This is a genomic window from Achromobacter anxifer, assembly GCF_903652925.1.
In the GTDB taxonomy this organism is placed as follows: Bacteria; Pseudomonadota; Gammaproteobacteria; order Burkholderiales; family Burkholderiaceae_B; genus Achromobacter; species Achromobacter anxifer.
In genome coordinates this window covers 568,232-592,086 of record NZ_CAHLAR010000003.1, presented here as the reverse complement: position 1 = coordinate 592,086, position 23,855 = coordinate 568,232, and the positions used below count along the sequence as shown (strand labels likewise).

Here is a 23,855-nt window from a genome sequence, read left to right as displayed (position 1 = left end):
GATTACAGCTCCTTGCGCAGGCGCGGGTCGAGGACGTCGCGCAGGCCGTCGCCGACCAGTTGCAGCGACAGCACGGACAGCACGATGGCGATGCCGGGGAAGATCATGATCCAGTCGGCCGAGCCCATGTACTGCTGCCCGGCGTTGATCATGGTGCCCCAGGTGGGGATGTCGGGCGACACGCCTACGCCCAGGAACGACAGGCCGGCCTCGGCCAGGATCGCGTAGGCGAAGATGAACGTGCCCTGCACCAGGATGGGCGACACCAGGTTGCGCAGCACGTGCACGGTGACGATGCGCCAAGTGGGCACGCCCAGCGCGCGGGCCGCTTCCACGAAGGGCAGCTCGCGGATCACCAGGGTCGAGGCGCGTACGATGCGCGCCAGGCGCGGCGTGTAGACGATGCCCAGCGCGATCACCACGTTGACGAGCGAGGGGCCGAGCGCGGCCACCAGCGAGATCGCCAGCAGGATGTCGGGGAAGGCCATCATGGCGTCGATCAGGCGCGACACGACCTTGTCCGCCGAGCGGAAGAAGCCGGCGATCAGGCCCAGCGCGATGCCCAGGATGCTGGACACGATCACCACGGAGAATCCCACCATCAAGGACAGGCGGCCGCCGTAGATGACGCGGCTGAACACGTCGCGGCCGAAGTCGTCGGTGCCGAACCAGTTCGCGGCGCCGGGCGCCTTGAGGCGGTTCATGATGGACAGCTTGAACGGATCGTGCGGGCTGATCCAGGGCGCCAGCAGCGCGGCCAGCACCAGCACCACGATCACGATCAAGCTGATCAGCACGGTCTTGCGCGACACCAGCAGGCGCAGCACCTGCCAGCGGTCGGTTCCGGAATTCACAGTAGTCCCGGTTGTCATTTCAATTGCTCCACTTGCGGTGCATCGAATCGGGGCCGCGCGGAGCCGGCTTTGCCGGGCCGCAGGCGGCGCCCCCTTGAGGGGGAAGCGCCGCAGGCGCTTCGGGGGTGGGCTTCATCATCAGTAACGGACGCGTGGGTCGACCAGCAGATAGAGCAGATCGATGATGAGATTGATCAGGACGTAGATGGCCGCGATGATCAGCAGCGCGCCCTGGATGACGGGGTAGTCGCGGCGCAGCACCGCCGACACCACCAGGCTGCCCACGCCGGGCAGGCCGAACACGGTCTCGGTCACGACCGCGCCGCTGATGAGCAGCGCGGTGGTCAGGCCCAGCACCGTCAGGATCGGGATCAGCGCATTGCGCACGGCGTGCTTCAGGATCACCTTGCTTTCGGGCAGGCCCTTGGCGCGGGCGGTGCGCACGTAGTCGTCGCGCAGCACGTCCAGCATGCTGGCGCGGATGAAGCGGGTGATCAGCGCGGAGTTCACCAGGCCCAGCACCACCGCAGGAAGGATCAGGTGCGACAGCCGGGTCATGAGCGAGGCATCGGGCCCGCCGTAGCCGGCCACGGGCAGCCATCCCAGCTTGACCGAGAACACCTGCATCAGCAGCAGTCCCAGCCAGAAGCTGGGCACGCTGGAGGTAAACATCGAGAACGACAGCACGGACTGGTCCAGCGTGGTGCCGCGCTTGACCGCGGAGAGTATCCCGACCGGCAGGGCGATGGCGCTGGCGATCAGCAGCGACATGAGCGTCAGCAGGATGGTGGGCTCGGCCCGGTCGGCCAGCGCCGACAGCACTGGCTTGTTCATGAAGATGGATTGGCCCAGGTCGCCTTGGGCCAGCTTGCCCAGCCACGTCAGGTACTGCACGGCCATGGGCTGATCCAGCCCCAGCTGCGTGCGCAGCGCGGCGATGTCCTGCTGGCTGGCTTGCGGGCCCAGCATCACCGCGGCCGGGTCGCCGGGCGTGACGCGGATGATCACGAACACGATGGTCGCGACGATGAACATCACGGCCACCAGCCCGACCAGCCGGTTTAAGAGATAACGCAACACGATGGAAGTCCTGAAGAAGCGTCGTAACGTGAAACGGGGGTGCCATGCGCTCGATGGGTGGCGCCTGGCCTGGTCAGTTGGGCGCGGCAGACAGTCTCATCCCGCCTCTGCGCTGCCGCGCTCAACTCGTCTTACTTGGACTTCCAGGCGTTCCAGAAGTACGGCCACGGCACGGCGTTGGTGCCTTGCAGCGCCGGAGAACGCGCGGCCTGGGCGTTGAAGTCGCCGACCTTGATGAAGGGCACTTCGTCGTACACGGCCTGCTGCACGTCAGCCCAGCGCTTGACGCGTTCTTCCTGGCTGCGGGCCTGGTTGAAGGCGTCCAGGGTCTGGTTGCGGCGCGGCGTGTCCCACCAGCCCGGCGCGTCCTTCGACGGGAAGTCGATCAGGGCGGGTTCGGGCAGGAAGGGGCTGTGCGTGATGAAGATGTCCCACAGGGCGGGATCCTGGCGGCGCTGCGTCAGCGTGGCCCAGTCCACCACCTGCATGTCGACGGTGAAGCCGGCGGCCTTCAGGTATTCGGCGGCCACCAGGGCCATCTTGTAGTGGAACTCGTATTGCTGGCTGGTCAGGATGCGGATCTTGCGGTCCTGCACGTTGGCGCCGTCCACCAGCTTTTTCGCGCCGGCGGCGTCGCCCTTGTTGTAGACCTTGCCGCCCAGGGACGTGGCCCAGGGGAAGCCCTCGGGGTACAGATCGCCGTTGAGCTTGTAGAAGTTCTTGTCGCCGAACGCGGCGTACAGCATGTCTTCTTCATTCAGCGCCAGCTGCACGGCCTGGCGGACCGCCTGGTTCGACATGATGCCCTGCTTGGTGTTGAGCACCAGGCGCGGCCAGCCGAAGGGCTTGAGCATCACCGGATCGGAGCGGCCGTTCTTGAGCTTGGGCAGCGATTCGACGGGCAGGGAGTCGACGTAGTCGAACTGTCCGGCCACCGCGCTTTCGACGCGGGTGTTGGCGTTGCTGACCGGCACGAAGCGGATCTCGTCCAGGTACTGCTTGCGCGCGCCGCCATAGCCGTCGGGCTCGCCTTCGCGTTGCTTGTAGCCGTCGAAGCGGACCAGCTGGATGTACTGGTCGGGCACGCGCGCCTTCAATTGGTAGGGGCCGGTGCCGACGAATTCGGTCAGGGCCGGGGCGATCTTGCCCTTGGGCATGATGACGGCGGCGCTGTTGTTCATGGCCAGCAGCGCGGTCAGGGGCGCGTAGGGCTGCTTGAGCGTGATGCGGATGGTGTTGGCGTCCGGCGCTTCCATGCCGGTGATGATCTTGGCGGCCATCTTGCCGCGCGTGGCGGTCTCGGTCCAGCGCTTGAGCGAGGCCAGCACGTCGGCCGAATCCATCTTGGAGCCGTCGTGGAAGGTGATGCCCTGGCGCAGCGGGATGATGTAGGTCAGGCCGTCAGCCGAGACTTCCGGCAGCTTGTCGGCCAGCAGCGGGGTCAGGTTCCACTTGGCGTCGAAGGTGTACAGCGTTTCGAAGAAGTGCTGGGTCAGGATGCCCACCAGGTCGGCCGTGCTGGTCATCGGGTCCAGCGTCGGCGGCTCGCCTATGGTGGCGACCGAGATCGTGCCTCCCTTGATCGGCGCGGCACAGAGGGCGGGGGTCGACAATGCGGTCAAGCCAATTGCGCCGGCCAGCAGCAGGCTATTGAGCCCGCCGCCTCGCCGGGAGGTACGGAAGTTCATGATTCTCTCTCCAGAGGGTCAAAAACGGTTTTACTTGTAGTAATTAGAGGATTGCGCCGGGGTCCGCGATGCTTCCTGCCCCGCGCCGGCGCGGCGGAGGGCAGGGACGTTCAGAAGAAGGTGTCGGCCACGTCGACGACGCGGTACTGCTCGTCCACCAGCAGCACTTGGCGCCACTTGTCGAAGGTCAGGCAGGGGTGGGAAATGTCGAAGGCGATCATGTCGCCGACCTGGATGTCGTCGCCTTCGCCGATCTGCATGAAGGCGTGCTGATCCATCATCGCGCTCAGCTTCCAGTGCGCGGGAACCGGGCCGGGCGCGCTATCGCGGCCGGGGCGGTAGAGCGAGGCGGGCGCCGGCAGGCCGGCGTCGAAGGCGGCGTCGCGCTTGCCCATGGCGATGATGGCGCGGCCGGGTTCGGGCAGCGACTGCACGTAGGCCCAGACTTGCAGGGCCGGCTGCAGGCCGGGCTCCATCTTGCGGGCGACCGGGTTGTGGGCGTTGATGCGCTCGGCGGCGGAACGGTAGATGCCGACGTCATGCGACAGGTAGCAGCCGGGGCGCAGCACGATTTCCAGCGGCGCGCCGATGTCGGCTTGCGAGAATTCCTCGGCCACCACGTCGAACCAGGCCGAGCCGGCGCCGGAGATCAGCGCCGGGCCATTCTTGCGCAGGCGGCCGGCGGCGGCCAGGCCGCGCAGAGCGTCGGTGGCGCGGCGCAGGAAGGCGCGGATCGCGCCTTCTTCCTGCAATACGCCTTCGTAGACTTCGATGCCGGCCAGCGCCAGGCCAGGCCATTTGCCGATCTCGTCGGCCACGGCCTGCAACTGCGCGTCGTCGCGCACGCCGGTGCGGCCGCCCTGCGGGCCCAGTTCGATCAGCACGGGCAGGGTCAGGCCCTGTTCGCCGAAGTAGGCGCCCAGCTGCGCCGCGTTGGCGGGGGAATCGACGATGCAGAAAAAGGTGAAGCCCGGATCGCGCAGCAGGCGGGCGATGATGGCCATGTTGGCGCGGCCGACCAGCTGGTTGGCCATCAGCACCCGGCGGATGCCGTGCTGGTATGCCGCCTGGACCTGCGGCGCGGTCGCCAGCGTGATGCCCCAGGCGCCGCCGTCGATCTGGCGCTGGAACAGCGCCGGGCTCATCGTGGTCTTGCCGTGAGGCGCCAGCTTGACCTTGTACGCTTCCATGAAGCGCTGCATCCATTGCAGGTTGTGGCGCACGCGGGCTTCGTACAGCACCGCCACGGGCAGGCTCACGTCCTCGTTGAGCAGGTTCCAGTCCAGTGCCGCCACGCCGGCGGTGGTACAGGATTCCGGAAAGGCGCCCAGGCCTTTGCCGTTCACGTCCAGGGGGGCTGCGGGGAAGGAGGAATTCGTCATGGCGGGCGCCTGCTATGGAAAATATTTACGTCAAATCTGATTTTTTTCATTATCGTGAAAGAAATTTACAAGCGGGAGCTAGGAGTTTCCCGTAGTCGGCGCAGGCCGGCGGTTGGCGCGACAATAGGAAAAACCTCCGACACAAGGAAGCGTCATGCTGAAAGTTGCTTTGGGCCAGTTCGCCGTCAGCCGCGTCTGGGAAGAAAACGCGCAGGTCTGCATCGACCTGATGGAACGCGCCCGCGCCGGCGGCGCCGGCCTGCTGGTGCTGCCGGAAGGCATCCTGGCCCGCGACATCACCGATCCCCAGATCGTCCTGAAGGCCGCCCAGCCGCTGGACGGCCCCTTCATGAGCCGCCTGCTGGAAGCCAGCCGCGGTTCGCAGATGGCGACCATGATGTGCGTGCACGTCCCGACCGGGGAAGGGCGGGTCTGGAACACGCTGGTCACGCTGCGCGACGGGCAGATCCTGTCGCAATACCGCAAGCTGCACCTGTACGACGCCTTCAACATGAAGGAATCCACCAACGTCACGCCGGGCGTCGACATTCCGCCTCTGCTGGACATCGGCGGCCTGCGCGTCGGCCTGATGACCTGCTATGACGTGCGCTTCCCGGAACTGGCGCGGCGTTTGGCGCTGGACGGCGCCGACCTGCTGGTGCTGCCGGCCGCCTGGGTGCGCGGCCCGCTGAAGGAAATGCACTGGGAGGTGCTGGTTACCGCCCGCGCGCTGGAAAACACCTGCTACGTGGCGGCCGCGGGCGAATGCGGCGAACGCAACATCGGCTGCAGCATGGTGGTGGACCCGCTGGGCGTGGTGACGGCGCGCGCGGGCGAGGCGCCGGCGCTGGTGTACGCCGACATCGACCCCGAGCGCCTGGCGCATGCCCGCAAGGTGCTGCCGGTGCTGGAGAACCGGCGCTTTGCGCCGCCTGCCCTGGGGTGAGCGCACCCTGGGCTGGAGCCGGCCCCTGGGTGAGCCGCTCCAGGGCAGGCGCAGGCCCGCGGCATGGTGTAATGCTGACTTGAATTACTTGCTGTCTCCCCTCATCTTCTGCCAATGAGCAACGATCTCTTCGCGGCCGATCCTGCGCATCGGCCCTATGTGCCCCTGGCCGAACGGCTGCGTCCGCGCACCTTGTCCGACGTGGTCGGACAGTCGCACCTGCTGGGGCCGGACAAGCCCCTGCGCGTCGCCTTCGATTCGGGACGCCCGCACTCGATGATCTTCTGGGGCCCGCCCGGCGTGGGCAAGACCACGCTGGCGCGCCTGATGGCGGACGGCTTCGACGCGCAGTTCATCGCCATCTCGGCGGTGCTGGGCGGGGTCAAGGACATCCGCGACGCGGTCACCGTGGCGCAGGTGGCGCAGGGCCAGGGACGCCGCACCATCCTGTTCGTCGACGAGGTGCACCGCTTCAACAAGGCGCAGCAGGACGCGTTCCTGCCCTATGTGGAAAGCGGGCTGTTCACCTTCATCGGCGCCACTACTGAGAACCCCTCGTTCGAGGTCAATTCGGCGCTGCTGTCGCGGGCGCGGGTGTACGTGCTGCAATCGCTCACGCCCGAAGAGCTGCAGCAGCTGGTCGACCGCGCGGCGCAGGCCCTGAACGACGCGCTGGAAGAGGGCGAGCAGATCCACATCGAGGCCGACGCGCGCGAACAGCTGGCGGCCTGGGCCGACGGCGACGCGCGCCGCCTGATCAGCGCCGTGGAAGTGGTGGCCGAGTCGGCGCAGGCCGCCGGCCGCGACACGGTGGACGCGGCTTGGCTGGAGATCTCGCTGTCGCAGAACCTGCGCCGCTTCGACAAGGGCGGGGACGCGTTCTACGACCAGATCAGCGCGCTGCACAAGTCGGTGCGTGGCTCCAACCCCGACGCCGCGCTGTACTGGTTTTGCCGCATGATCGACGGCGGCGCCGATCCCAAATACCTGTCGCGCCGCCTGGTGCGCATGGCGGTGGAGGACATCGGCCTGGCCGATCCCCGCGCCACGGACCTTGCCGTGAACGGCGCCGACATCTATGAGCGGCTGGGGTCGCCGGAGGGCGAGCTGGCGCTGGCCCAGGCGGTGGTCTACATGGCCTGCGCGGCCAAGTCGAATGCGGTCTACAACGCCTACAACCAGGCGCGCAAATTCGCGGCCGAGCACGGCAGCGCGCCGGTGCCTATCCACCTGCGCAACGCACCCACCAAATTGATGAAGCAGCTGGGTCACGGCAAGGCCTACCGCTACGCGCACGACGAGCCGCACGGCTACGCCGCCGCCGAGCAATATTTTCCCGATGGACTCAATCCCTCCTTCTATCGGCCGACCGATCGCGGCCTGGAGGCTAAAATCCAGCAAAAGCTGGCATTCCTGCGCGAGCTGGACGCTCAGGAACGCGCCAAGAAACGGTAACGGGCCCCGCCCGTTGCTTCACGCAACCTCACCGACATCACCATGCTAGACCCGATACTGCTGCGCAAAGACCTGCAAACCGTCGTTGACCGCCTCAAGACCCGCGGCGTGTCCTTCGACACGGAACGGTTCAATGAGCTGGAATCCCGCCGCAAGGCCGTCCAGACCGAAACCGAGTCCCTGCAAGCCCGCCGCAACGCGCTGGCCAAGCAGATCGGCCAATTGAAGGCCAAGGGCGAGGACGCCAGCGCCGTCATGGCCGAATCGCAGGCCGTGCCGGTGCGCCTGAAGCAGCTGGAAGAAGAACTGGCCGCCCTGCAGCAGCCGCTCAATGAACTGCTGATGTCGGTGCCCAACCTGCCGCATGCCAGCGTGCCGCTGGGCGAATCCGCCGACGACAACGTCGAAGTGCGCCGCTGGCTGCCTGGCGCGGCCGGCGCCGACGGCAATCCGCCGGCCCTGGCGTTCGAGGCCCGCGACCACGTCGCCATCGGCGAGCCCCTGGGCCTGGATTTCGATATGGCCGCCAAGTTGTCCGGCGCCCGCTTCTCGTTCATGCGCGGCTCCATCGCGCGCCTGCACCGCGCCTTGTCGCAGTTCATGCTGGACCTGCAGACCGGCACGCACGGCTATACCGAGTGCTACACGCCCTACATCGTCAATGCCTCGACGCTGTACGGCACGGGCCAACTGCCGAAGTTCAAGGACGACATGTTCGCCGTGTCCAAGGGCGGCGGCGACGACGATCCCAAGGTCGACGACCAGGGCAAGCCGTATGTGCGCGAAGACCAATACCTGATCTCCACCTCGGAAATCACCCTGACCAGCGTGGCGCGCGACACCATCCAGGCTGCCGCCGACCTGCCGCTCAAGCTCACGGCGCACACGCCGTGCTTCCGTTCGGAAGCCGGCAGCGGCGGCCGCGATACCCGCGGCATGATCCGCCAGCATCAGTTCGACAAGGTCGAAATGGTGCAGATCACGCAGCCCGAGCAATCGTATGAAGCGCTGGAAGACATGGTCGGCCACGCCGAGCGCGTGTTGCAGCTGCTGGGCCTGCCGTATCGCGTGGTGCTGCTGTGCACGGGCGACATGGGCTTCGGTTCGGCCAAGACCTACGACCTGGAAGTGTGGCTGCCGGCCCAGAACACCTGGCGCGAGATTTCCTCGGTGTCGAACTGCGAAACCTTCCAGGCCCGCCGCATGCAGGCGCGCTTCCGCAATGCCCAGGGCAAGCCGGAATACGTGCACACGCTCAACGGTTCCGGCCTGGCCGTGGGCCGCGCGCTGGTCGCCGTGCTGGAAAACCACCAGCAGGCCGACGGCAGCGTGCTGATTCCGCAGGCCTTGCAGCCTTACATGGGCGGCCTGACGGTGCTGAAGCCGGCAGAAAAAGCCTGACGCCTTTCAGCGTGTCCATCCGCCATTTGGCGGAGAAAACGACGGAGCCCTCGGGCTCCGTTTTTTTCTAATATGTGTACATATTCCTGTCGCCTGCGGCCATTAATCTGGCGGCGACGGTGTTTGATTATGATGTGAGCAATTGTGTATTCCAATAAAAGGGCCGGATAGTTGCGGCACAATACGCCCCGTGTTCTACACGCTTCATTCACTTAAATAACAAGGAGTTGCCCATGACTTCAAGAATGATTGGAGATTTTCGTGTGAGATGCTCCGTGGCTAAAGAGGACGAGCAGGGCTACCGCGTGCAAATATGGACCCGCCGCGTTGGCGGCACGGCGCCGGAAAAATGCTGGACCGTGCCCGGACAGGAGCCGTTCACGACCCTGCATGAAGCCGAGCAGGAAAGCCTGCAGCTGTTCCAGGGCATCAACGGCGTGCGTTTCAACGGTGAACCGGAGTTTGCGCATGCGTCCGCATAATGGTTGGTGGCGTTCGACGAGCGAACCGCGCCGCTGGATCGATCTGGTCCAGGAATCGTCGCGCTGGGCCGATGGCAAGGCCAAGCAGGTTGTGCAACAGCCGGCCGCGCTGGCCGCAAAACCCGTGCAGGCTCCGGCAGCCTGATTTGCCTTTTGCGGGGCACCGGACATTGCTCCGCAGAAAAAAAGGCCACTCTTGCGAGTGGCCTTTGTCTTTTCCGGCGTCGGCGGGGCGGACCGCCGCTGGATTCCGTGCTTAATCGCGGTCGTGCCCGTGTCCGCGGCCGCGATAATAATCGTGCCCGCGTCCGCGGCCGTGGTAGTAGCCACGGTCATAGTAGCGGCCGCCGCCACGGTAATACACCGGAGCCGGGTAAACGACCGGGGGCGCGACATAAACCGGAGCCGGGCGATAGTAGACGGGGGGCGGGGGCGCCACGTACACCGGTTGCGGCGCTACATAGACCGGGGCCGGATACACGATGCCGGGCACGCCGATGGAAATACCGACGTCCACGCGAGCCAGGGCGACGCTGGAGATCAGCAGACCCGCCGCACCCACGCCAGCGATAAGCCATTTTTTCATGTTCCACCTGCCTGCCGCTTGACGCAGCAAAGTTGAGTATTCGTTGATGCCATTTTCGGGCTTTTCGGCGGGCAAGGGGTAAGCGGACCGGCGTCAATCGCGACAATCCGCAACCGTCCCCCAGGGCGTGGTTCGCGCGATGTTGCCTCGCAGCAGCAAGTCTTCGCTCTGGGGAGGCCGTCATTGAAATGGATTGAAATCGCCTGGAATCAGGTGAAGCCAGGGGCGCCGGTTACAGGCGGTCACTATCCGCCCCTGTTTCCGGGTAACGGCGTTGCGCCGATGCGCCAGTTTCCTAGGCTTCCTGCTCGTCGTCAGGGTGCTGGCGGCGGAATTCCACCACCCATACCCAGGGGTTCGCGGCCCAGGCATGCGAGCCATAGCGTTCGCACCAGGTCAAGGCGAAGGCGGTCTGCAGCGGTACGCCCGGCAGCAGGGCAGAGGACTGATACAGGGCCTGGGTACCCTCGGCGCGGGCGTCGGCCTCGGACAAGGTTTGCAGGCGCTGGATGCGCACACCCACGATGACGGCCGTGGCGAAAGGCTTGCCGGTTTCGTCCGTCAATTCGATGCTTTCACCTGTTTTCCCAAAAGGGCATCTGACCCAGCTGGAGGTTTTGCGCAGTTCGGAAGGGTTATCCAGCGAGGGGCCCATGGCCACCCATTTGCCAGAGTCCGCGGCATCCGCATACCAGACTGTAGTCAGTTTGGTCGGCTGAGGTTTCAAAATACGGCGGCTCTGCACTTTGCGGCCGTCCAGGATGGCCTGGATTAGCGGTTCGCTGAATTGAAGAGACTGCTTTTTCATGCTGCGCGGCTCTCCTCACGATCAACATATATGCGCTGCCATTGACGAAAAATCCGGACGGCGCGTTGCCTGCTGCGCAGGCGGCTGCACAGGGAAGTATGCCGTGTCATGCCCATCATGTCAGGCATGCTCCGGATTTGTGTGTCTTTTTGAATACGGCGCGGGGAAGTTTGTATACTCGAAACATGACTACTGACCTGCACAATCTCAAGCCTGGGTACTACTGGTACACCATGGCAAATGACCCGCTGGCCATCATCCATATTCACGAAGATGGCGGCGCGACGCTGATGGGCACGGATTACCGCATCGGCGCCGAAGGCGTGGCCGACATGGTCCGCCAGGGCGAACGCTTCTTCTGGATCGAACCGCCCCAAGCCTGAGCTAGCCTGCACGCGGCTCCCGGTCTGGGCCGGGCCGGCCAGCGTGCCGCGCCTGGAATCCTGCCATGACCGACCTGTTGTTGAAGAATGTCCGCTCGCCGCAAGGCGCGGCGGTGGACGTGCTGGTGCGCGACGGGCGCATCCAGCTTATCGGCCCCGGACTCGGCGCCGATCCGGGCGTGCCGGTGGAAGACGGCGGCGGCGCCTTGCTGCTGCCGGGCCTGGTCGAAGGCCATACCCACCTGGACAAGACCACCTGGGATTCGCCCTGGTACGTGAACGAAGTGGGGCCGGCGCTGACCGACCGCATCGACAACGAACGCGCCTGGCGCGCCCGCACCGGGCACGACGCGGCCAGCCATTCGCGCGCCCTGGCGCTCGCCTTCCTGCGCGAAGGCACGACCCGCATCCGTACCCACGTCGATATCGACACCGAAGCCGGGCTGCGGCATCTGGATGGCGTGCATGCCACGCGCGCCGAACTGGCCGGCCGGTTGGAAATCCAGACCGTGGCCTTTCCGCAGTCGGGGCTGCTGATACGGCCTGGCACGGCCGAGTTGCTGGACCAGGCTCTCGGCCAGGGCGCGGATGTGCTGGGCGGCCTGGATCCGTCCGCCATCGACCGCGACCCGGCCAGATCGCTGGACGTGCTGTTCGGCATCGCCGACAGACACGGCAAGCCCATCGATATCCACCTGCACGAGCCGGGCGAACTCGGCGCGTTCACCCTGGACCTGATCCTGGACCGCACGCAAGCGCTGGGCATGCAGGGCAAGGTCGTCATCAGTCATGCCTTCTGCCTGGGCGGAGTGGATGCGAAGCGCCTGGACGGGCTGCTGCGGCGGCTGGCTGCGCTGGACGTGGCCCTGCTGACCACGGCGCCGCCTTCGCGTCCGGTGCCGGCCGTGCGCGCCTGCCGCGAGGCCGGCGTGACGATCTTCGGCGGCAACGACGGCATCCGCGATACCTGGACGCCCTATGGCAGCCCCGACATGGTGGCGCGCGCCATGCTGATCGGCCTGCGCAACGACCTGCGGCGCGACGACGAGGTCGAATGGGCTTTCGATTGCGTGACCGCCGCCGCGGCCCGGGCCTGTGGCTTTACTGGCTATGGCCTGGAGCCGGGCGCGCGCGCCGATCTGGTGCTGGTCGACGCCAGTTGCATCGCGCAAGCCGTGGCGGCGCGGCCGCCGCGCCGCCTGGTGGTGTCCGGCGGCGTGGTCGTGGCCCGCGACGGCCGCGACGCGAGCCCGCAGGGCTGATCCGCAGCTCAGGCCAGGCCGAGCTCGGTCTCGGCCAATTCCACGAACGCCTGCATCAGCGTCGCGCGCACGCCGGAACGCAGCCAGACCGCGCCCACCGTGCGCACCGGGCACGGCTGCGGCAAGGGCCAGCGCCTGACGCGGGCTGACGGCTCGCCCGTGGTGGCCCAATCCGGCAGCAGCGCCACGCCCAATCCTTCCGACACCAGCTTGGCGATGGAATCGATGCCATCGAGTTCGAAGCGCACCTGCGGCCGCAGGCTGCGCGCGCGCAGGTAGTCGTCCGCCATCTTGCCGCCCACCACGCTGCGGTCATAGCAGATGTAGGGTTCGCGCGCGAGGACCTCCAGCGGGTCGCGCACCTTCATGCCGGCGGGCGTCACCAGTACCAGCGGCTCCTGGCGCAGGTCGCGCCAGGCGCAGGTCTTGGGGATGGCAAACAACGGATGCACCAGCAGCGCGCCGTCCAGCTCGCCGGACAGCACCTTGGCATAGAGCAGGGTGGTGGGGGCGGGCTCTATATAGATTTCGATGTGCGGATGGCGCGCAACCCAGGTGCGCAGCACGGGCGGCATGATGCCCGTCAGCGCCGTGGGCGTGGCGCCCAGGCGCAGCGGGCCGGCGGGCAGTTCGGTGTCGGACGCGGCCGAGCGCAGGTCGCGCACGTCGCGCAGGATGGCGCGGGCGCGTTCCAGGATACGCATGCCGGCCTGCGTCGGCTTCACGGTTCGGCCGGAACGCGCGATCAGGGCGCTGCCCATGTCCGCCTCCAGCGCGCGCAGGCGCTGCTGCACTGTGGCGGGCGTCAGTCCCTGGTGGCGCGCGGCCTGGGCGATGGAGCCCAGCTCGACCACGTGCACATAGGTTTGCAGAAAGCGCGAATCCACGTTCCCATGGTCTCCATGAAAGATGCTTTTTCCATATTCTAAAGATGGATGAAGATAATTGTTGTTTTCTTTGGCGGCGGCAAGAATACGCCCAGAGCGTCGAGGCCGCGCAAGGCGCGACGGCCGCGCCTGCCGGAACTTCCCGATAACCAAGGAGCCAGTTGTGCCCATCATTGAATCCATAGACGTGTGCGCCGCCGCGGTGCCGCTGGATAAAGTCACTTCGTTCTCGAACCGCAGCGTGTCCACGCGGCACTACGGCCTGGTGAAGGTCCGCTCGGCCGACGGCGTGGAAGGCATCGGCTTCTGCTACGTGGGCAGCGCCGGCGGCGCCATCTTCGAAGCCGCAGTGCAGAACCTGCTGGCGCCGGTGCTGCTGGGCAAGGATTCGCATGCGGTCGAAGGACTGTGGCAGACCATGTACCAGGAAGCCCTGCTCCAGGGCCGCCAGGGCACGGTGATGCGGGCGCTGAGCGCGCTGGACATCGCGCTGTGGGACCTGAACGCCAAGACCGCCGGTCTGCCGCTGCACAAATTCCTGGGCGCGGTCGAGCTGGAAACCGTGCCGGCCTATGCCAGCGGCGGCTACTACCTGGACGGCAAGACGCCGCAGCACCTGGGCGAGGAAATGGCGAGCTACGTGGACAAGGGCTTCCGCGCGGTCAAGATGAAGACGGGCCGCCTGTCGCCGGCCGAGGAAGAGGCGCGCCTGAAGGCGGCGCGCGCGGCGATCGGACCCGACGTCGAACTGATGATGGACTGCAACAACGCCTGGCAGGACGTGACCCAGGCCATGCAGTACATCCGCCGCTTCGAACAGTACGACCCCTACTTCATCGAAGAGCCCTTTGGCCCCGACGACATCGACAGCCATGCCAAGCTGGCGCGCCTGACCCGCCTGCCCATCGCCACCGCCGAGATCGGCTACGGCCGCTGGTATCACAAGGAGCTGCTGGACAAGGGCGCGGCCGGCATCCTGCAGACTGACGCCGCGGTCTGCGGCGGCATCACCGAGTGGAAGCGCATCGCCGCCACCGCCGCCAGCTATGGCGTGGTGGTCTGCCCGCACTGGTTCCATGACGTGCACGCGCCGCTGGTCGCGGCCACGCCGAACGCGCGCTATGTCGAATTCTTCTGGGACGACCAGGTCCTGAACTTCCGCAGGCTGGTCGACCGCCAGCTGACCCACAAGCAGGGGCGCGTGGTGCTGCACCAGGAGCCCGGCCTGGGTTTCGGCTTCGACGAACGCATGGTGGAACGCTACGGCAAGTGGACCCGCGTCGGCCGCTGAGGCCGGGGACGCCGCCGCCAGGCCGCGGAGATGGCCGGCGGCGGCGTGTGATGACAGTATTTCGATAAGCAGTCGCCGGCCCATGGACCGGCGCGCAAGGAGACGGCAATGCAACGTAGGCAATTCATGACCAGCGCGGCGGCGCTGGGGGCGGCGCTGGTCCTGCCGGCAACCGCGCGCGCGCAGGATCTGCCGCACGGACCGGTGAAGATCGTGGTCGGTTTTCCCGCAGGCGGCGGCACCGACGTGCTGGCGCGCCTGTTGGGGCAGAAGCTGGGCGTGATGTGGAACATCCCGGTCATCGTCGAGAACCGGGCGGGGGCGGCCGGCATCATCGCCGCCGAGCAGGTGGCGCGCCAGCCCAACGACGGCAACACGCTGCTGATGGCGCACGTCAACAGCCATGGCATCGCGCCCGGCCTGCAACCCAAGCTGGCCTATTCGGTGGAGCGCGATTTCACCCCTATCGCGCTGGTCGGCAAGACGCCCACCATCCTGATCGGCGGCGCCTCGCAGCCCGCCAAGACGCTGCCGGAACTGGTCGCGCTGTGCAAGGCGCAGCCGGGCAAGATCGTGTTCGGCTCGGCCGGCAGCGGCTCGGCGCAGCACCTGGCGCTGGAGATCTTCAAGGCCCGCGCTGGCATCGACGTGCTGCACGTGCCCTACAAGGGCTCGGCGCCCTTGATGAACGACCTGCTGGGCGGCCACGTGCAGTATTGCTTCGAAGGCATGACCACGGCCACGCCGCTGGTGCAGTCCGGCAAGGTGATCGCGCTGGCGCAGACGCTGCAGCAGCGCTCCAAGAGCCAGCCCGACGTGCCGACGGTGGCGGAGCAGGGCTATCCGGGCTTCGAGGCCAGCATCTGGTTCGGCATGGTGGGCCCCGGCAAGATGCCTGCGGCCATGGTCCAGCGCATGAACCAGGACATCGACCGCGTCCTGGCGATGGCGGACGTGCAGGAGAAACTGGCGCAGGTGGGCGCGGAGGACGGCGGCGGTAGCGTGCAGCGCTTCGCGGACTTCATGAAGCAGGAGCAGCAGAAGTACGCCCAGACCATCAAGGACGCCAAGATCGTCGCCGAAGGCTGAAGGTCCGCCGGCGGGCGGAAATTGATGGAGACACTAGCCCCCCAAAAAGTGTAAAAAGATATAACCTCGCCAGCCGGCGATTCCAGGGGACGGCTTCGATGCCGCGCAAGTATGTAATAGGCATCGCCATCGCTCTCGCCGCCGCCGCGGCGCTGTTGCCCATCGGTTTCGCGCTGCACATGTCCTGGGCCCGCGCCGTCGCGGGCGAGCAGCGCTACCTGGACGGCCAGGCGCAACGGATCCTGAAGGACACCCAGGAAATGCTGGACCAGACCGTGGCGATGCTGCGCGATCTGGACGATGTGGCATTCGAGCCCTGTTCGCCGCAACACATCCGCCACATGCGGGCCCTGGCGCTGCGCGACCGGGCCGTGGACGACCTGGCCTTCGTGGCCGGCGGCGTCGTCAAATGCACCACCTGGGGCGTGCCGGCCTATGACGAACCCCTGGTTCCCGCCCAGGTCGATCTGGCCAACGGCGGCCGCCTGGTGCTGGACGCGGTGCCGGTCCAGAGCCCCGGCATCCGGATGGTGGCCGTGCGCCATGGCGATTACAGCGCCCTGCTCGAACCGGGCAGGTTCACCGAGAGAGCGGCCGCCGACGGCTCCCAGCTGGCCGTGGTCCTGCCGGGCGTGGGCATGCTCGGCACCCGCAACAATCCGGATCTGGTGCTCGTGTCCCAGGCGCTCAATGGCGGCAAGCTCGACATCGATGAAGCCTATCTGAGCGCCGTGGCCCGGAATGCGGACCTGGCCGTGGTCCTGCTCGAACCGCAAACCGAAGCGCTGGACATGCTGCCGCGCGAGCGCCTGTTCTGGTTGCCCATGGGCGCGCTGGTCGCGGCCGTCATGATCGGGCTGGTGGTCTGGCTGTCGCGCCGCCGCCTGTCGATCGCGGGCGAATTGGCCACCGCCGTCAGGCGGCGCGAGTTCGTCGTGCACTACCAGCCCATCATCGATCTGCGGACCGGCCGTTGCATAGGAGCCGAGGCGCTGGTCCGGTGGGTCAGGCGCAGCGGCAAGACGCTGCGGCCCGATCTGTTCATTTCCATCGCCGAGGACAACGGGCTGATGACCCGCATCACCGAAGAGGTGTTCCGCCTGGTGATCCGCGACATGGAAGACCTGCTGGGCGAGGACCGCGGCGCGCACATCGCCGTCAACCTGAGCGCCAGCGATCTCAAGGACGGCAAGGCGCTGCGGGTGTTGCAGCGCATGCTGGAGGGCACGGCCATCGATCCCAGGCAGATCTGGCTGGAAGCCACCGAGCGCGGCTTCATGGACGTGGACAAGGCCTGCAGCGTCATCGAACAGGCCCGGGCGCAAGGGCATGCGGTGGCCATCGACGACTTCGGCACGGGCTATTCCAGCCTGTCCTATCTGCAGCGCCTGCCGCTGGACTCGCTGAAGATCGACAAGTCCTTCGTCGACACCATAGGCACCGACTCGGCGACACACAAGGTCACGGACCACATCATCGACATGGCCAAGTCGCTGAACCTGCTGACCGTGGCCGAAGGCATCGAGCGCCAGGAACAGGCGGACCACCTGATCGCCCGCAACGTGGACTTCGGCCAGGGCTGGCTTTACGGCAAACCCATGCCGGCGCCGGAATTCATCGGCTACTACAGGAAGAACGTGGCCAGCACGCCGCCGCCGGGGCGACTGCCCGACGCGCGGGCCTGAGCCTCGCCGCCGCGCTCAGCGCGCCTGCGGCTCCACCCAACCCGCCGTGGCCGAAATCGACCGGGCCTTTTCGCTCAGCAGCCGCGCGGTGTCGGATTGCAGGTCGTCGTCGATGGCGCCCACCGGCCCCATCAGCGTGATCGCCGCCTTCATTTCGCCCAGCATGTCGAAGATGGGCGCCGACAGCGACGTGAAGTGCGGCAGCAGCGCATCGCGGCAGCGGCTGAGGTGGTGCGTGAGCACCTCGTCGCGGATGGCCTGCACGTCCCGCTGCGTGTAGGACTTGCCGGCGGCGCCATGGCCGTCCAGCCCGGACGAGGCCATTTCCTGTTCCAGCAGTTCGCGCGTGCTGGCTTCCGGCAGGTGGGCCAGGAAGTTGCGGCCCAGCGCCGATGACAGCAGGGGCAACACGCTGCCCACGCGCAATTCCAGCAGGGGGCGGCTGCGCGCGCCTTCGACGCGGTAGACGATGGTCGGGCCCTTGTTGCCCCACACGCCCAGGAACACGGTGTGGCCGGTGATGGCGGCCACTTCGGCCATGATGGGCCGCGCGGTGGTGAAGACGTCGAACTGCTCCAGGGCCGCCAGGCCCAGCCGCAGGGCGTAGGGTCCCAGGCCGTAGTGGCCAGTGTCCGCATGCTGCTGCACCACGCCCACTTTCTGGAAGCTCACCAGGTAGTAGTGGACGTTGGGCACCGTCAGCTCACAGGCGTCGGCGATTTCCTTCAGGGGCAGGGGACGGCCGGCCTTGCGGATGACGTCCAGGATCCGGAACCCCACTTCGATCGACTGGATGCCCCTGCGCGCGGCCGTGGGCGCCTGTTCCGCATTCTTTTCAACCTTGCCGGCGGGCCTTGCCATTGCTGCCTCCACTGATTTTCTGGCGGCAGTGTAGCAGCGGCCGCGACCGCTTCCGCCCGGGGGGAGAACCCGTTCGCCGGGTTTCCCCTAGTTTTTCAGATCCTGGCTTAAGTTTGATAATAGTTAATGACTACAGCATTATCAATTTAGAACGCATCAGGAACGCACGCATGGAAGCGAATGTGGCAATGCAAGGGCTCGACGCGAGCCCGACGCTCAGCAGGAAGGAGGAACGCCAGGTGGTGGTGGCCTCGACCCTGGGCACCTTGTTCGAGTGGTACGACTTTTTCATCTACGGGACCCTGGCCGTCTTCATGAGCCAGGTGCTGTTCCCGCAGGACAATCCCACCGTGGCGCTGCTGGCCGCGCTGGGCGCGCTGGCGGTGGGCTTCATCATCCGGCCGCTGGGCGCGGTGCTGTTCGGCTACCTGGGCGACAAGCTGGGCCGCAAGTACACCTTCCTGATCACCGTGGTGATGATGGGCGGCGCGACCGTGCTGATCGGCTGCCTGCCCACCTATGAATCGGCGGGCCACCTGTCGTGGATCCTGTTGCTGACCTTGCGCGTGGTGCAGGGCCTGGCGGTGGGCGGCGAGTACGGTGGCGCGGTCATCTACGTGGCCGAGCACTGCGAGCCCAAGCGCCGCGGGCTGCTGACGGGCTGGATCCAGATCACCTCGTCGGCGGGCCTGATCCTGTCCCTGATCGTGATCCTGTCCACCCAGGCCATGATGAGCGCGGAAGATTTCCGCCAATGGGGCTGGCGCCTGCCGTTCATCCTGTCGATCGTGATGCTGGCCGTGTCGATCTACGTGCGCGCCAAGCTGCATGAGTCGCCCGTGTTCACGCGCATGAAGCAGCAGAACCGCCTGTCCAAGAACCCGGTCAAGGAAACCTTCGGCCAATGGTCCAGCCTGAGGCTGGTGCTGCTGGCGCTGATCGGCGTCACCGCCGGTCAGGGCGCCACCTACTTCACCGGCCAGTTCTACGTCATGATCTTCATGCAGCAGGCGGTGCAGCTGGACCAGACCAGCGTCTACACGCTGATCCTGATCGGCTTCATCATCGGCGCGCCGACCTTCGTGCTGTTCGGCTGGCTGTCGGACCGCATCGGCCGCAAGTGGATCATGATGGTCGGCCTGTTCATCGCGGCCGTCGGCTACCACTCGATGTTCGACGTGCTGCTCAAGGCGGGCAACCCCGCCCTGGCGCAGGCCATGCAGAGCACTCCGGTGCGCGTGCATGCCGACACCAGCGGCGGCGCCTGCGACTTCGGGCTGCAGGCGGCCATGATCGGCAGCCACGCCGACCACAAGAAGGTCTGCGTGCAGGCCAAGAAATTCCTGGTCGGCAAGGGCATCAACTTCGAATACGCCGCGCCGCTGCCCGGCCAGAGCATCGCCATGAGCGTGGGCGGCACGACCGTCAACGGCTTCGACCGCGCCGCCTACGCCAGCGCGCTGACCGCCGCCGGCTACCCCGAGCGCGCCGATCCCGCGCGCGTCGACCGCACGACCATCATCCTGATCCTGGTGCTGATGACCGCCGTCGTCGCCATGGTCTACGGCCCGGTCGCGTCCTATCTGGTCGAGCTGTTCCCGGCCCGCATCCGCTATACGGCGCTATCCTTCCCGTACCACATCGGCGCCGGCATCTTCGGCGGCATCGTGCCCTTTACCGCCACCTACCTGGCCCAGGCCAGCGGCAATATCTTCGGCGGCCTGATGTATCCGGTCGTCGTGACCGCGGTGGTCGGCGTCATCGGCAGCCTGTTCCTGCCGAACACCCGCGCCCGCGCCATCGACGAAGACCCCGCGCACTGACAAGAAAGGAGAGACATGTCCAAGCAACAGAGCTTCAAGGCTGCCGTCATCCAGGCGGCATCCATCCCGACCGACAGCGTCGCCTGCGCCGAGAAGGCGGCATCCCTGATCCGCCAGGCGGCGGAGCAGGGCGCCCGGGTGCTGGTGTTCCCCGAGGCCTTCCTCGGCGGCTATCCCAAGGGCAACTCCTTCGGCGCGCCCATCGGCATGCGCAAGCCCGAAGGCCGCGACGCCTTCGCCAGCTATCACAACCAGGCCATCCGCCTGGACGGCGAGGAAGTCGCGCTGGTGGCGCAGGCCGCGGCCGACACCGACAGCTTCGTGGTCATGGGCTGCATCGAGGCCGACGGCGGCACGCTGTACTGCACCGTGCTGTACTTCAACGGCCGGGAAGGGCTGGCGGGCAAGCACCGCAAGCTCATGCCCACCGCCGGCGAACGCCTGATCTGGGGCTTCGGCGACGGTTCCACCATGCCCGTCTTCGACACCCCCTACGGCAAGATCGGCGCCGTCATCTGCTGGGAGAACTACATGCCCATGCTGCGCATGTATATGTACAGCCAGGGCGTGGCGCTGTATTGCGCACCGACCGCCGATGACCGCGATTCCTGGATCCCCAGCATGCGCCACATCGCGCTGGAAGGCCGCTGCTACGTCCTGACGGCCTGCCAGCACCTGCGCCGCGACGCTTATCCCGACGACTTCGAGTGCGCGCTGGGCGATGCGCCCGACACCGTGCTGATGCGCGGCGGCAGCGCCATCATCGATCCGCTGGGCGAAGTGCTGGCCGGTCCGGATTTCTCCGCCGAAACGATTCTGTACGCGGACATCAACCCCAACCAGATCCTGCGCGGCAAGTACGATTTCGACGTGTCCGGCCATTACGCCCGCCCCGACGTCTTCCAGCTGCAGGTCGACACCCGCGAAAAGCGCGCCGTATCAACCTTCAACCCCGGCCAGCAGCAGGAGGCCTGATCCATGCATTTTGATTTTGGCGCCTTGCCGGCGCAGACGGTCTACAACGTGCTGACATCGACCGTCACCCCGCGGCCCATCGCGTGGCTCACCACCGTGTCCGGCAAAGGCGTTGTCAACGCGGCCCCGTTCAGCTTCTTCAATGTCATGGGACATCAGCCGCCGACGGTCGCCATCGGCCTGATGCGCCATGCCAGCGGCGAACTGAAGGATTCCGGCGCCAACATCATCGAGAACGGCGAGTTCGTGGTGAACCTGGTGCCGGAGTCGCTGGTCGCGCAGATGAACCAGACCTGCGCCGACTATCCGGCGGACGTGGATGAAATGGCGGCGGCCGGCCTGACCGCGCTGCCGGCGTCGCATGTGCGTCCGCCCTTGATCAAGGGCTCCCCGGTATCGCTGGAATGCGTCAGCCAGGCGACCATCGTGACCGGCCCGCGCCAGCTCGTGGTGATCGGCCGGGTGCTGGGCGCCCATGTCGACGATGCCTACGTGCTGGATGCCGAACGCGGCTACATGGACACGCCGGCCATGGGTTTGATCGCGCGCATGCATGGCGGCGGGTGGTACGCGCGCAGCACGGACCTGTTCCAGTTGGCGCGGCCGACGGCGCCGTTGTGAGGCGAGGCATGGCCGCCGGCGCTGATTGCGGCGCCGGCAGCGCTTCAGGGGAATCCGCCGGCTTGCCGGCGATTCCCCGCTTTCCCGGTCAGGCCAGGACGTACACCCAGGCTTCCTTGCCAGACTTCAAGGGCACGCGCACGCGCTTGTAGTCCGAAACCTCATAGCTGTCGGCGGCGGCGAGCTCCTGTTCGGTAATGCTGAACACCTTGCCAGGGACCTCGTCCTGCGATTGGCCGGTAGGTTTGACGATGGGGTGGAATTTCTGCCCGCTCTTGCGCAGAACCTCGGGATCGGTGATCTCGACCATGGACTGCTTGTAGCCCAGCATGGCGTCATCCTCGCCGTCGAGCAGGCGGCCGAAGGATTCCAGCTGGACCTTTTCCAGCTGCAGGGTTCCGTAGGAAAACAGCAGGCAATTCCGACTATCCGACACGTTCCGTTGCTCCCGAGGTTTGCGGGCTTCGGTGAGTTGCCCGCGCGGGCGGAGTTCTACTGGCTTGGCGGGGGCGGCTCCGGGGTTGGCTGGGAACCGCGCATGCTTCGATTGCCATCCCCGATGGCCGTGGCCGGCCGGAATGAAAAAAACCCGCGTCCGGTGAGGGATGCGGGTTTTTTGGTGTTCCGGTGAATTCACCGAAAGCGAATACTGGCGGAGAGGGTGGGATTCGAACCCACGGTACGGGGATACCGTACGCCTGATTTCGAGTCAGGTACATTCGACCACTCTGCCACCTCTCCTTGCTGGGTTTCGTAACGGTGGGGTTTCCACTAAAAGATCCCTGGTCGGAAGGATCTTCGTTGTCGAAGCAGCGAAGCCCGCAATTCTACAGGATTTTTTTTGTTTGTGTAAAGGGGGTGGCAGAAAGCCTTCTACAGCGGGTTTCATGCAGCTTCCAGCGGCGGCGTTCTTTGCCCAGAATCCCGATATGCCGGCCTTCCGCTCCCGGCAGCCGTTGCTCCCCCGGCCCTCATCCTGGAATCCAGCCGTCCCATGGATCTGATCCTCATCCTCCTGCTCGCGGCCGTGCTGTGCGTGCCCTTCACCCAGTTGCTGGGATTGGGCGCCATTCCGGGCTACCTGCTCGCGGGTGTGCTGGTGGGGCCGTCGTGCCTGAAGCTGGTCACGAATGTGGACACCATGATCGGCGTGTCGCAATGGGGCGTGGTGATGATGCTCTTCATCATCGGGCTGGAGCTGTCGCCCAAGCGCCTGTGGGCCATGCGCAATGAAGTCTTCATGCTGGGAGCCTTGCAGATGCTGGCCTGCGGGCTGATGCTGGCGCTGGTGTTCGGCGCGGCCTTGCGGCATCTGGCTGGGATGGAGTGGCAGGCGGCGATCCTGTGCGGCCTGTCGCTGGCGCTGTCGTCCACGGCGGTGGCGTTGCGGTTGCTGGACGAGCGCGATCTGACGCGCACGCCGCTGGGCCGGTCGGCGCTGGGGATACTGCTGTTCCAGGACATGGCGGCGATTCCGATGCTGGTGGCGGCCGGCTTGCTGGGCTCGGACGGCACCTCGGCTCCTTCTTTCAAGGAAGCCCTGGTGGCCGTGGTGGTGGTCGGCGCGGCCTACCGGCTGCGGCTGCTGGGCTGGGCGGCCAAGGCGCAGCTGAATGAGCTGTTCACCGCCGCCGCGCTGCTGATGGTGGTGGGCGCCGCCCAGCTGTTCGACTATGCGGGCCTGTCCGGCGGCCTGGGCGGCTTCCTGGTGGGGGTGCTGATGGCGGAGTCCCGCTACCGTCACGATCTGGAAAGAGCGATCGAGCCCTTCAAGGGCCTGCTGCTGGGCCTGTTCTTCGTCGCCATCGGCATGTCCGTGAACCTGACGGTGGTGGCCGACCATTGGCGCTTCATCTTTGCCGGCGTGACCGCGCTGCTGCTGGTCAAGGCCTTGATCCTGTACGGTTTTGCGCGCTTCCTGGGCTTGCCGCGCTATCACCGGCTGCTGTTCGCCGTGGTGCTGGCGCAGGGCGGCGAATTCAGCTTTGCCATCTTCAATGAAGCCTGGGACAACCACCTGATGAACCTGGAGCAGCGCGACCTGCTGTCGGTGATCGTGGCGATTTCGATGGGCGTGGTGCCCGTGCTGATCAAGCTGCTGGAACTCATCCCCGAGAAGCGCGGCGGCATGGCCGACCTGCCCACGGCGGAGTCGGTCCGGCATGAGACGCCACCGCCGCCCGCGCCGCGCGATCCGCCGCCCGCCGGATGACCCTGCGGGACGTGCGGGCATGGCATGATTGCCGTCTTGCCGGGCAGCTACACTTGACGCCTGCCTGGCCCGTCCCTCGCGCCC

Annotated in this window: 23 protein-coding genes and 1 tRNA gene; 14 read left to right on the top strand and 10 right to left on the bottom strand. The window is 66.4% G+C overall.

The window, feature by feature from the left end:
• Positions 1-2: 2 nt before the first annotated feature.
• From HWY37_RS11995 to HWY37_RS11980, 4 genes are all read right to left on the bottom strand, one after another.
• A complete protein-coding gene (locus HWY37_RS11995) occupies positions 3-872 on the bottom strand; it encodes an ABC transporter permease (protein WP_175205079.1) in 870 nt (289 codons plus the stop codon).
• A gap of 120 nt (positions 873-992) precedes the next feature.
• Complete coding sequence (locus HWY37_RS11990) at positions 993-1,934, bottom strand: ABC transporter permease (RefSeq protein ID WP_175205078.1); 942 nt, start codon at positions 1,932-1,934, stop codon at positions 993-995.
• A 131-nt stretch (positions 1,935-2,065) separates the two neighbouring features.
• Positions 2,066-3,622, bottom strand: coding sequence for an ABC transporter substrate-binding protein (locus HWY37_RS11985; RefSeq protein WP_176088705.1), 1,557 nt, complete (start codon positions 3,620-3,622; stop codon positions 2,066-2,068).
• Positions 3,623-3,732: 110 nt separating this feature from the next.
• Positions 3,733-5,004, bottom strand: coding sequence for an amino acid deaminase (locus HWY37_RS11980; RefSeq protein ID WP_176088704.1), 1,272 nt, complete (start codon positions 5,002-5,004; stop codon positions 3,733-3,735).
• A gap of 154 nt (positions 5,005-5,158) precedes the next feature.
• Between HWY37_RS11980 and HWY37_RS11975 the strand changes: the two genes are divergently transcribed.
• The 5 genes from HWY37_RS11975 (at position 5,159) to HWY37_RS11955 (ending at position 9,433) form a co-directional block, all read left to right on the top strand.
• Positions 5,159-5,950 carry a deaminated glutathione amidase gene (locus tag HWY37_RS11975; protein WP_175205075.1) on the top strand — a complete coding sequence of 264 codons (792 nt, stop codon included), beginning with the start codon at positions 5,159-5,161 and terminating at the stop codon, positions 5,948-5,950.
• A gap of 114 nt (positions 5,951-6,064) precedes the next feature.
• On the top strand, positions 6,065-7,405 hold the full coding sequence (locus HWY37_RS11970) for a replication-associated recombination protein A (protein ID WP_176088703.1): 1,341 nt from the start codon (positions 6,065-6,067) through the stop codon (positions 7,403-7,405).
• A gap of 42 nt (positions 7,406-7,447) precedes the next feature.
• The gene (gene serS, locus HWY37_RS11965; RefSeq protein ID WP_175205073.1) at positions 7,448-8,806 is read left to right on the top strand and encodes a serine--tRNA ligase; all 1,359 of its coding nucleotides are present in this window, start codon (positions 7,448-7,450) and stop codon (positions 8,804-8,806) included.
• A gap of 233 nt (positions 8,807-9,039) precedes the next feature.
• A complete protein-coding gene (locus tag HWY37_RS11960; protein WP_175205072.1) occupies positions 9,040-9,288 on the top strand; it encodes a hypothetical protein in 249 nt (82 codons plus the stop codon).
• The gene (locus HWY37_RS11955; protein WP_175205071.1) at positions 9,275-9,433 is read left to right on the top strand and encodes a hypothetical protein; all 159 of its coding nucleotides are present in this window, start codon (positions 9,275-9,277) and stop codon (positions 9,431-9,433) included. Before HWY37_RS11960 ends, HWY37_RS11955 begins: the two co-directional genes overlap by 14 nt.
• Positions 9,434-9,544: 111 nt before the next feature.
• Here the strand turns inward: HWY37_RS11955 and HWY37_RS11950 are convergent, their stop codons facing one another.
• Both HWY37_RS11950 and HWY37_RS11945 read right to left on the bottom strand, forming a co-directional pair.
• On the bottom strand, positions 9,545-9,874 hold the full coding sequence (locus HWY37_RS11950) for a virulence factor (RefSeq protein WP_175205260.1): 330 nt from the start codon (positions 9,872-9,874) through the stop codon (positions 9,545-9,547).
• Between the two features lie 295 nt (positions 9,875-10,169).
• Positions 10,170-10,682 (bottom strand): ASCH domain-containing protein, encoded by a 513-nt coding sequence (locus tag HWY37_RS11945; RefSeq protein WP_175205070.1) that lies wholly within the window; start codon positions 10,680-10,682, stop codon positions 10,170-10,172.
• 185 nt (positions 10,683-10,867) lie between these two features.
• Here HWY37_RS11945 and HWY37_RS11940 point away from each other — a divergent pair, with 185 nt between their 5' ends.
• Together HWY37_RS11940 and HWY37_RS11935 are read left to right on the top strand one after the other, a co-directional pair.
• Positions 10,868-11,065, top strand: coding sequence for a hypothetical protein (locus HWY37_RS11940; RefSeq protein WP_175204981.1), 198 nt, complete (start codon positions 10,868-10,870; stop codon positions 11,063-11,065).
• 65 nt (positions 11,066-11,130) lie between these two features.
• Positions 11,131-12,327: an amidohydrolase family protein gene (locus HWY37_RS11935; RefSeq protein WP_176088702.1), complete on the top strand. Its 1,197-nt coding sequence runs from the start codon at positions 11,131-11,133 to the stop codon at positions 12,325-12,327.
• An 8-nt stretch (positions 12,328-12,335) separates the two neighbouring features.
• Here HWY37_RS11935 and HWY37_RS11930 read toward each other — a convergent pair whose 3' ends face one another.
• Positions 12,336-13,214, bottom strand: a complete 879-nt coding sequence (locus tag HWY37_RS11930) for a LysR family transcriptional regulator (RefSeq protein ID WP_175205068.1) — start codon at positions 13,212-13,214, stop codon at positions 12,336-12,338.
• Between the two features lie 163 nt (positions 13,215-13,377).
• Here HWY37_RS11930 and HWY37_RS11925 point away from each other — a divergent pair, with 163 nt between their 5' ends.
• The 3 genes from HWY37_RS11925 to HWY37_RS11915 all read left to right on the top strand — a co-directional run bounded on the left by HWY37_RS11925 (position 13,378) and on the right by HWY37_RS11915 (position 17,279).
• Positions 13,378-14,505 (top strand): mandelate racemase/muconate lactonizing enzyme family protein, encoded by a 1,128-nt coding sequence (locus HWY37_RS11925; protein ID WP_175205067.1) that lies wholly within the window; start codon positions 13,378-13,380, stop codon positions 14,503-14,505.
• A gap of 108 nt (positions 14,506-14,613) precedes the next feature.
• Positions 14,614-15,594, top strand: coding sequence for a Bug family tripartite tricarboxylate transporter substrate binding protein (locus tag HWY37_RS11920; RefSeq protein WP_176088701.1), 981 nt, complete (start codon positions 14,614-14,616; stop codon positions 15,592-15,594).
• A 98-nt stretch (positions 15,595-15,692) separates the two neighbouring features.
• On the top strand, positions 15,693-17,279 hold the full coding sequence (locus HWY37_RS11915) for an EAL domain-containing protein (protein WP_175205065.1): 1,587 nt from the start codon (positions 15,693-15,695) through the stop codon (positions 17,277-17,279).
• Positions 17,280-17,294: 15 nt separating this feature from the next.
• Here the strand turns inward: HWY37_RS11915 and HWY37_RS11910 are convergent, their stop codons facing one another.
• Positions 17,295-18,140: an IclR family transcriptional regulator gene (locus HWY37_RS11910; protein WP_176088700.1), complete on the bottom strand. Its 846-nt coding sequence runs from the start codon at positions 18,138-18,140 to the stop codon at positions 17,295-17,297.
• Between the two features lie 170 nt (positions 18,141-18,310).
• On the opposite strand from HWY37_RS11910, the gene HWY37_RS11905 reads away from it, so the two are divergent.
• The 3 genes from HWY37_RS11905 to HWY37_RS11895 are packed head-to-tail and all read left to right on the top strand — an operon-like array spanning position 18,311 to position 21,559.
• A complete protein-coding gene (locus tag HWY37_RS11905) occupies positions 18,311-19,963 on the top strand; it encodes an MFS transporter (protein ID WP_175205063.1) in 1,653 nt (550 codons plus the stop codon).
• A gap of 15 nt (positions 19,964-19,978) precedes the next feature.
• Complete coding sequence (locus tag HWY37_RS11900; RefSeq protein WP_175205062.1) at positions 19,979-20,938, top strand: carbon-nitrogen hydrolase family protein; 960 nt, start codon at positions 19,979-19,981, stop codon at positions 20,936-20,938.
• A gap of 3 nt (positions 20,939-20,941) precedes the next feature.
• Positions 20,942-21,559, top strand: a complete 618-nt coding sequence (locus tag HWY37_RS11895; protein ID WP_175205061.1) for a flavin reductase family protein — start codon at positions 20,942-20,944, stop codon at positions 21,557-21,559.
• 88 nt (positions 21,560-21,647) lie between these two features.
• Here HWY37_RS11895 and HWY37_RS11890 read toward each other — a convergent pair whose 3' ends face one another.
• Entirely contained in the window at positions 21,648-21,995 is a 348-nt protein-coding gene (locus HWY37_RS11890; RefSeq protein ID WP_175205060.1) for a gamma-glutamylcyclotransferase family protein, read from the bottom strand.
• A 214-nt stretch (positions 21,996-22,209) separates the two neighbouring features.
• Positions 22,210-22,300, bottom strand: a tRNA-Ser gene (locus HWY37_RS11885).
• Positions 22,301-22,553: 253 nt separating this feature from the next.
• Here HWY37_RS11885 and HWY37_RS11880 point away from each other — a divergent pair.
• Complete coding sequence (locus tag HWY37_RS11880) at positions 22,554-23,771, top strand: cation:proton antiporter domain-containing protein (RefSeq protein ID WP_175205059.1); 1,218 nt, start codon at positions 22,554-22,556, stop codon at positions 23,769-23,771.
• The last annotated feature ends 84 nt before the right edge of the window (positions 23,772-23,855 follow it).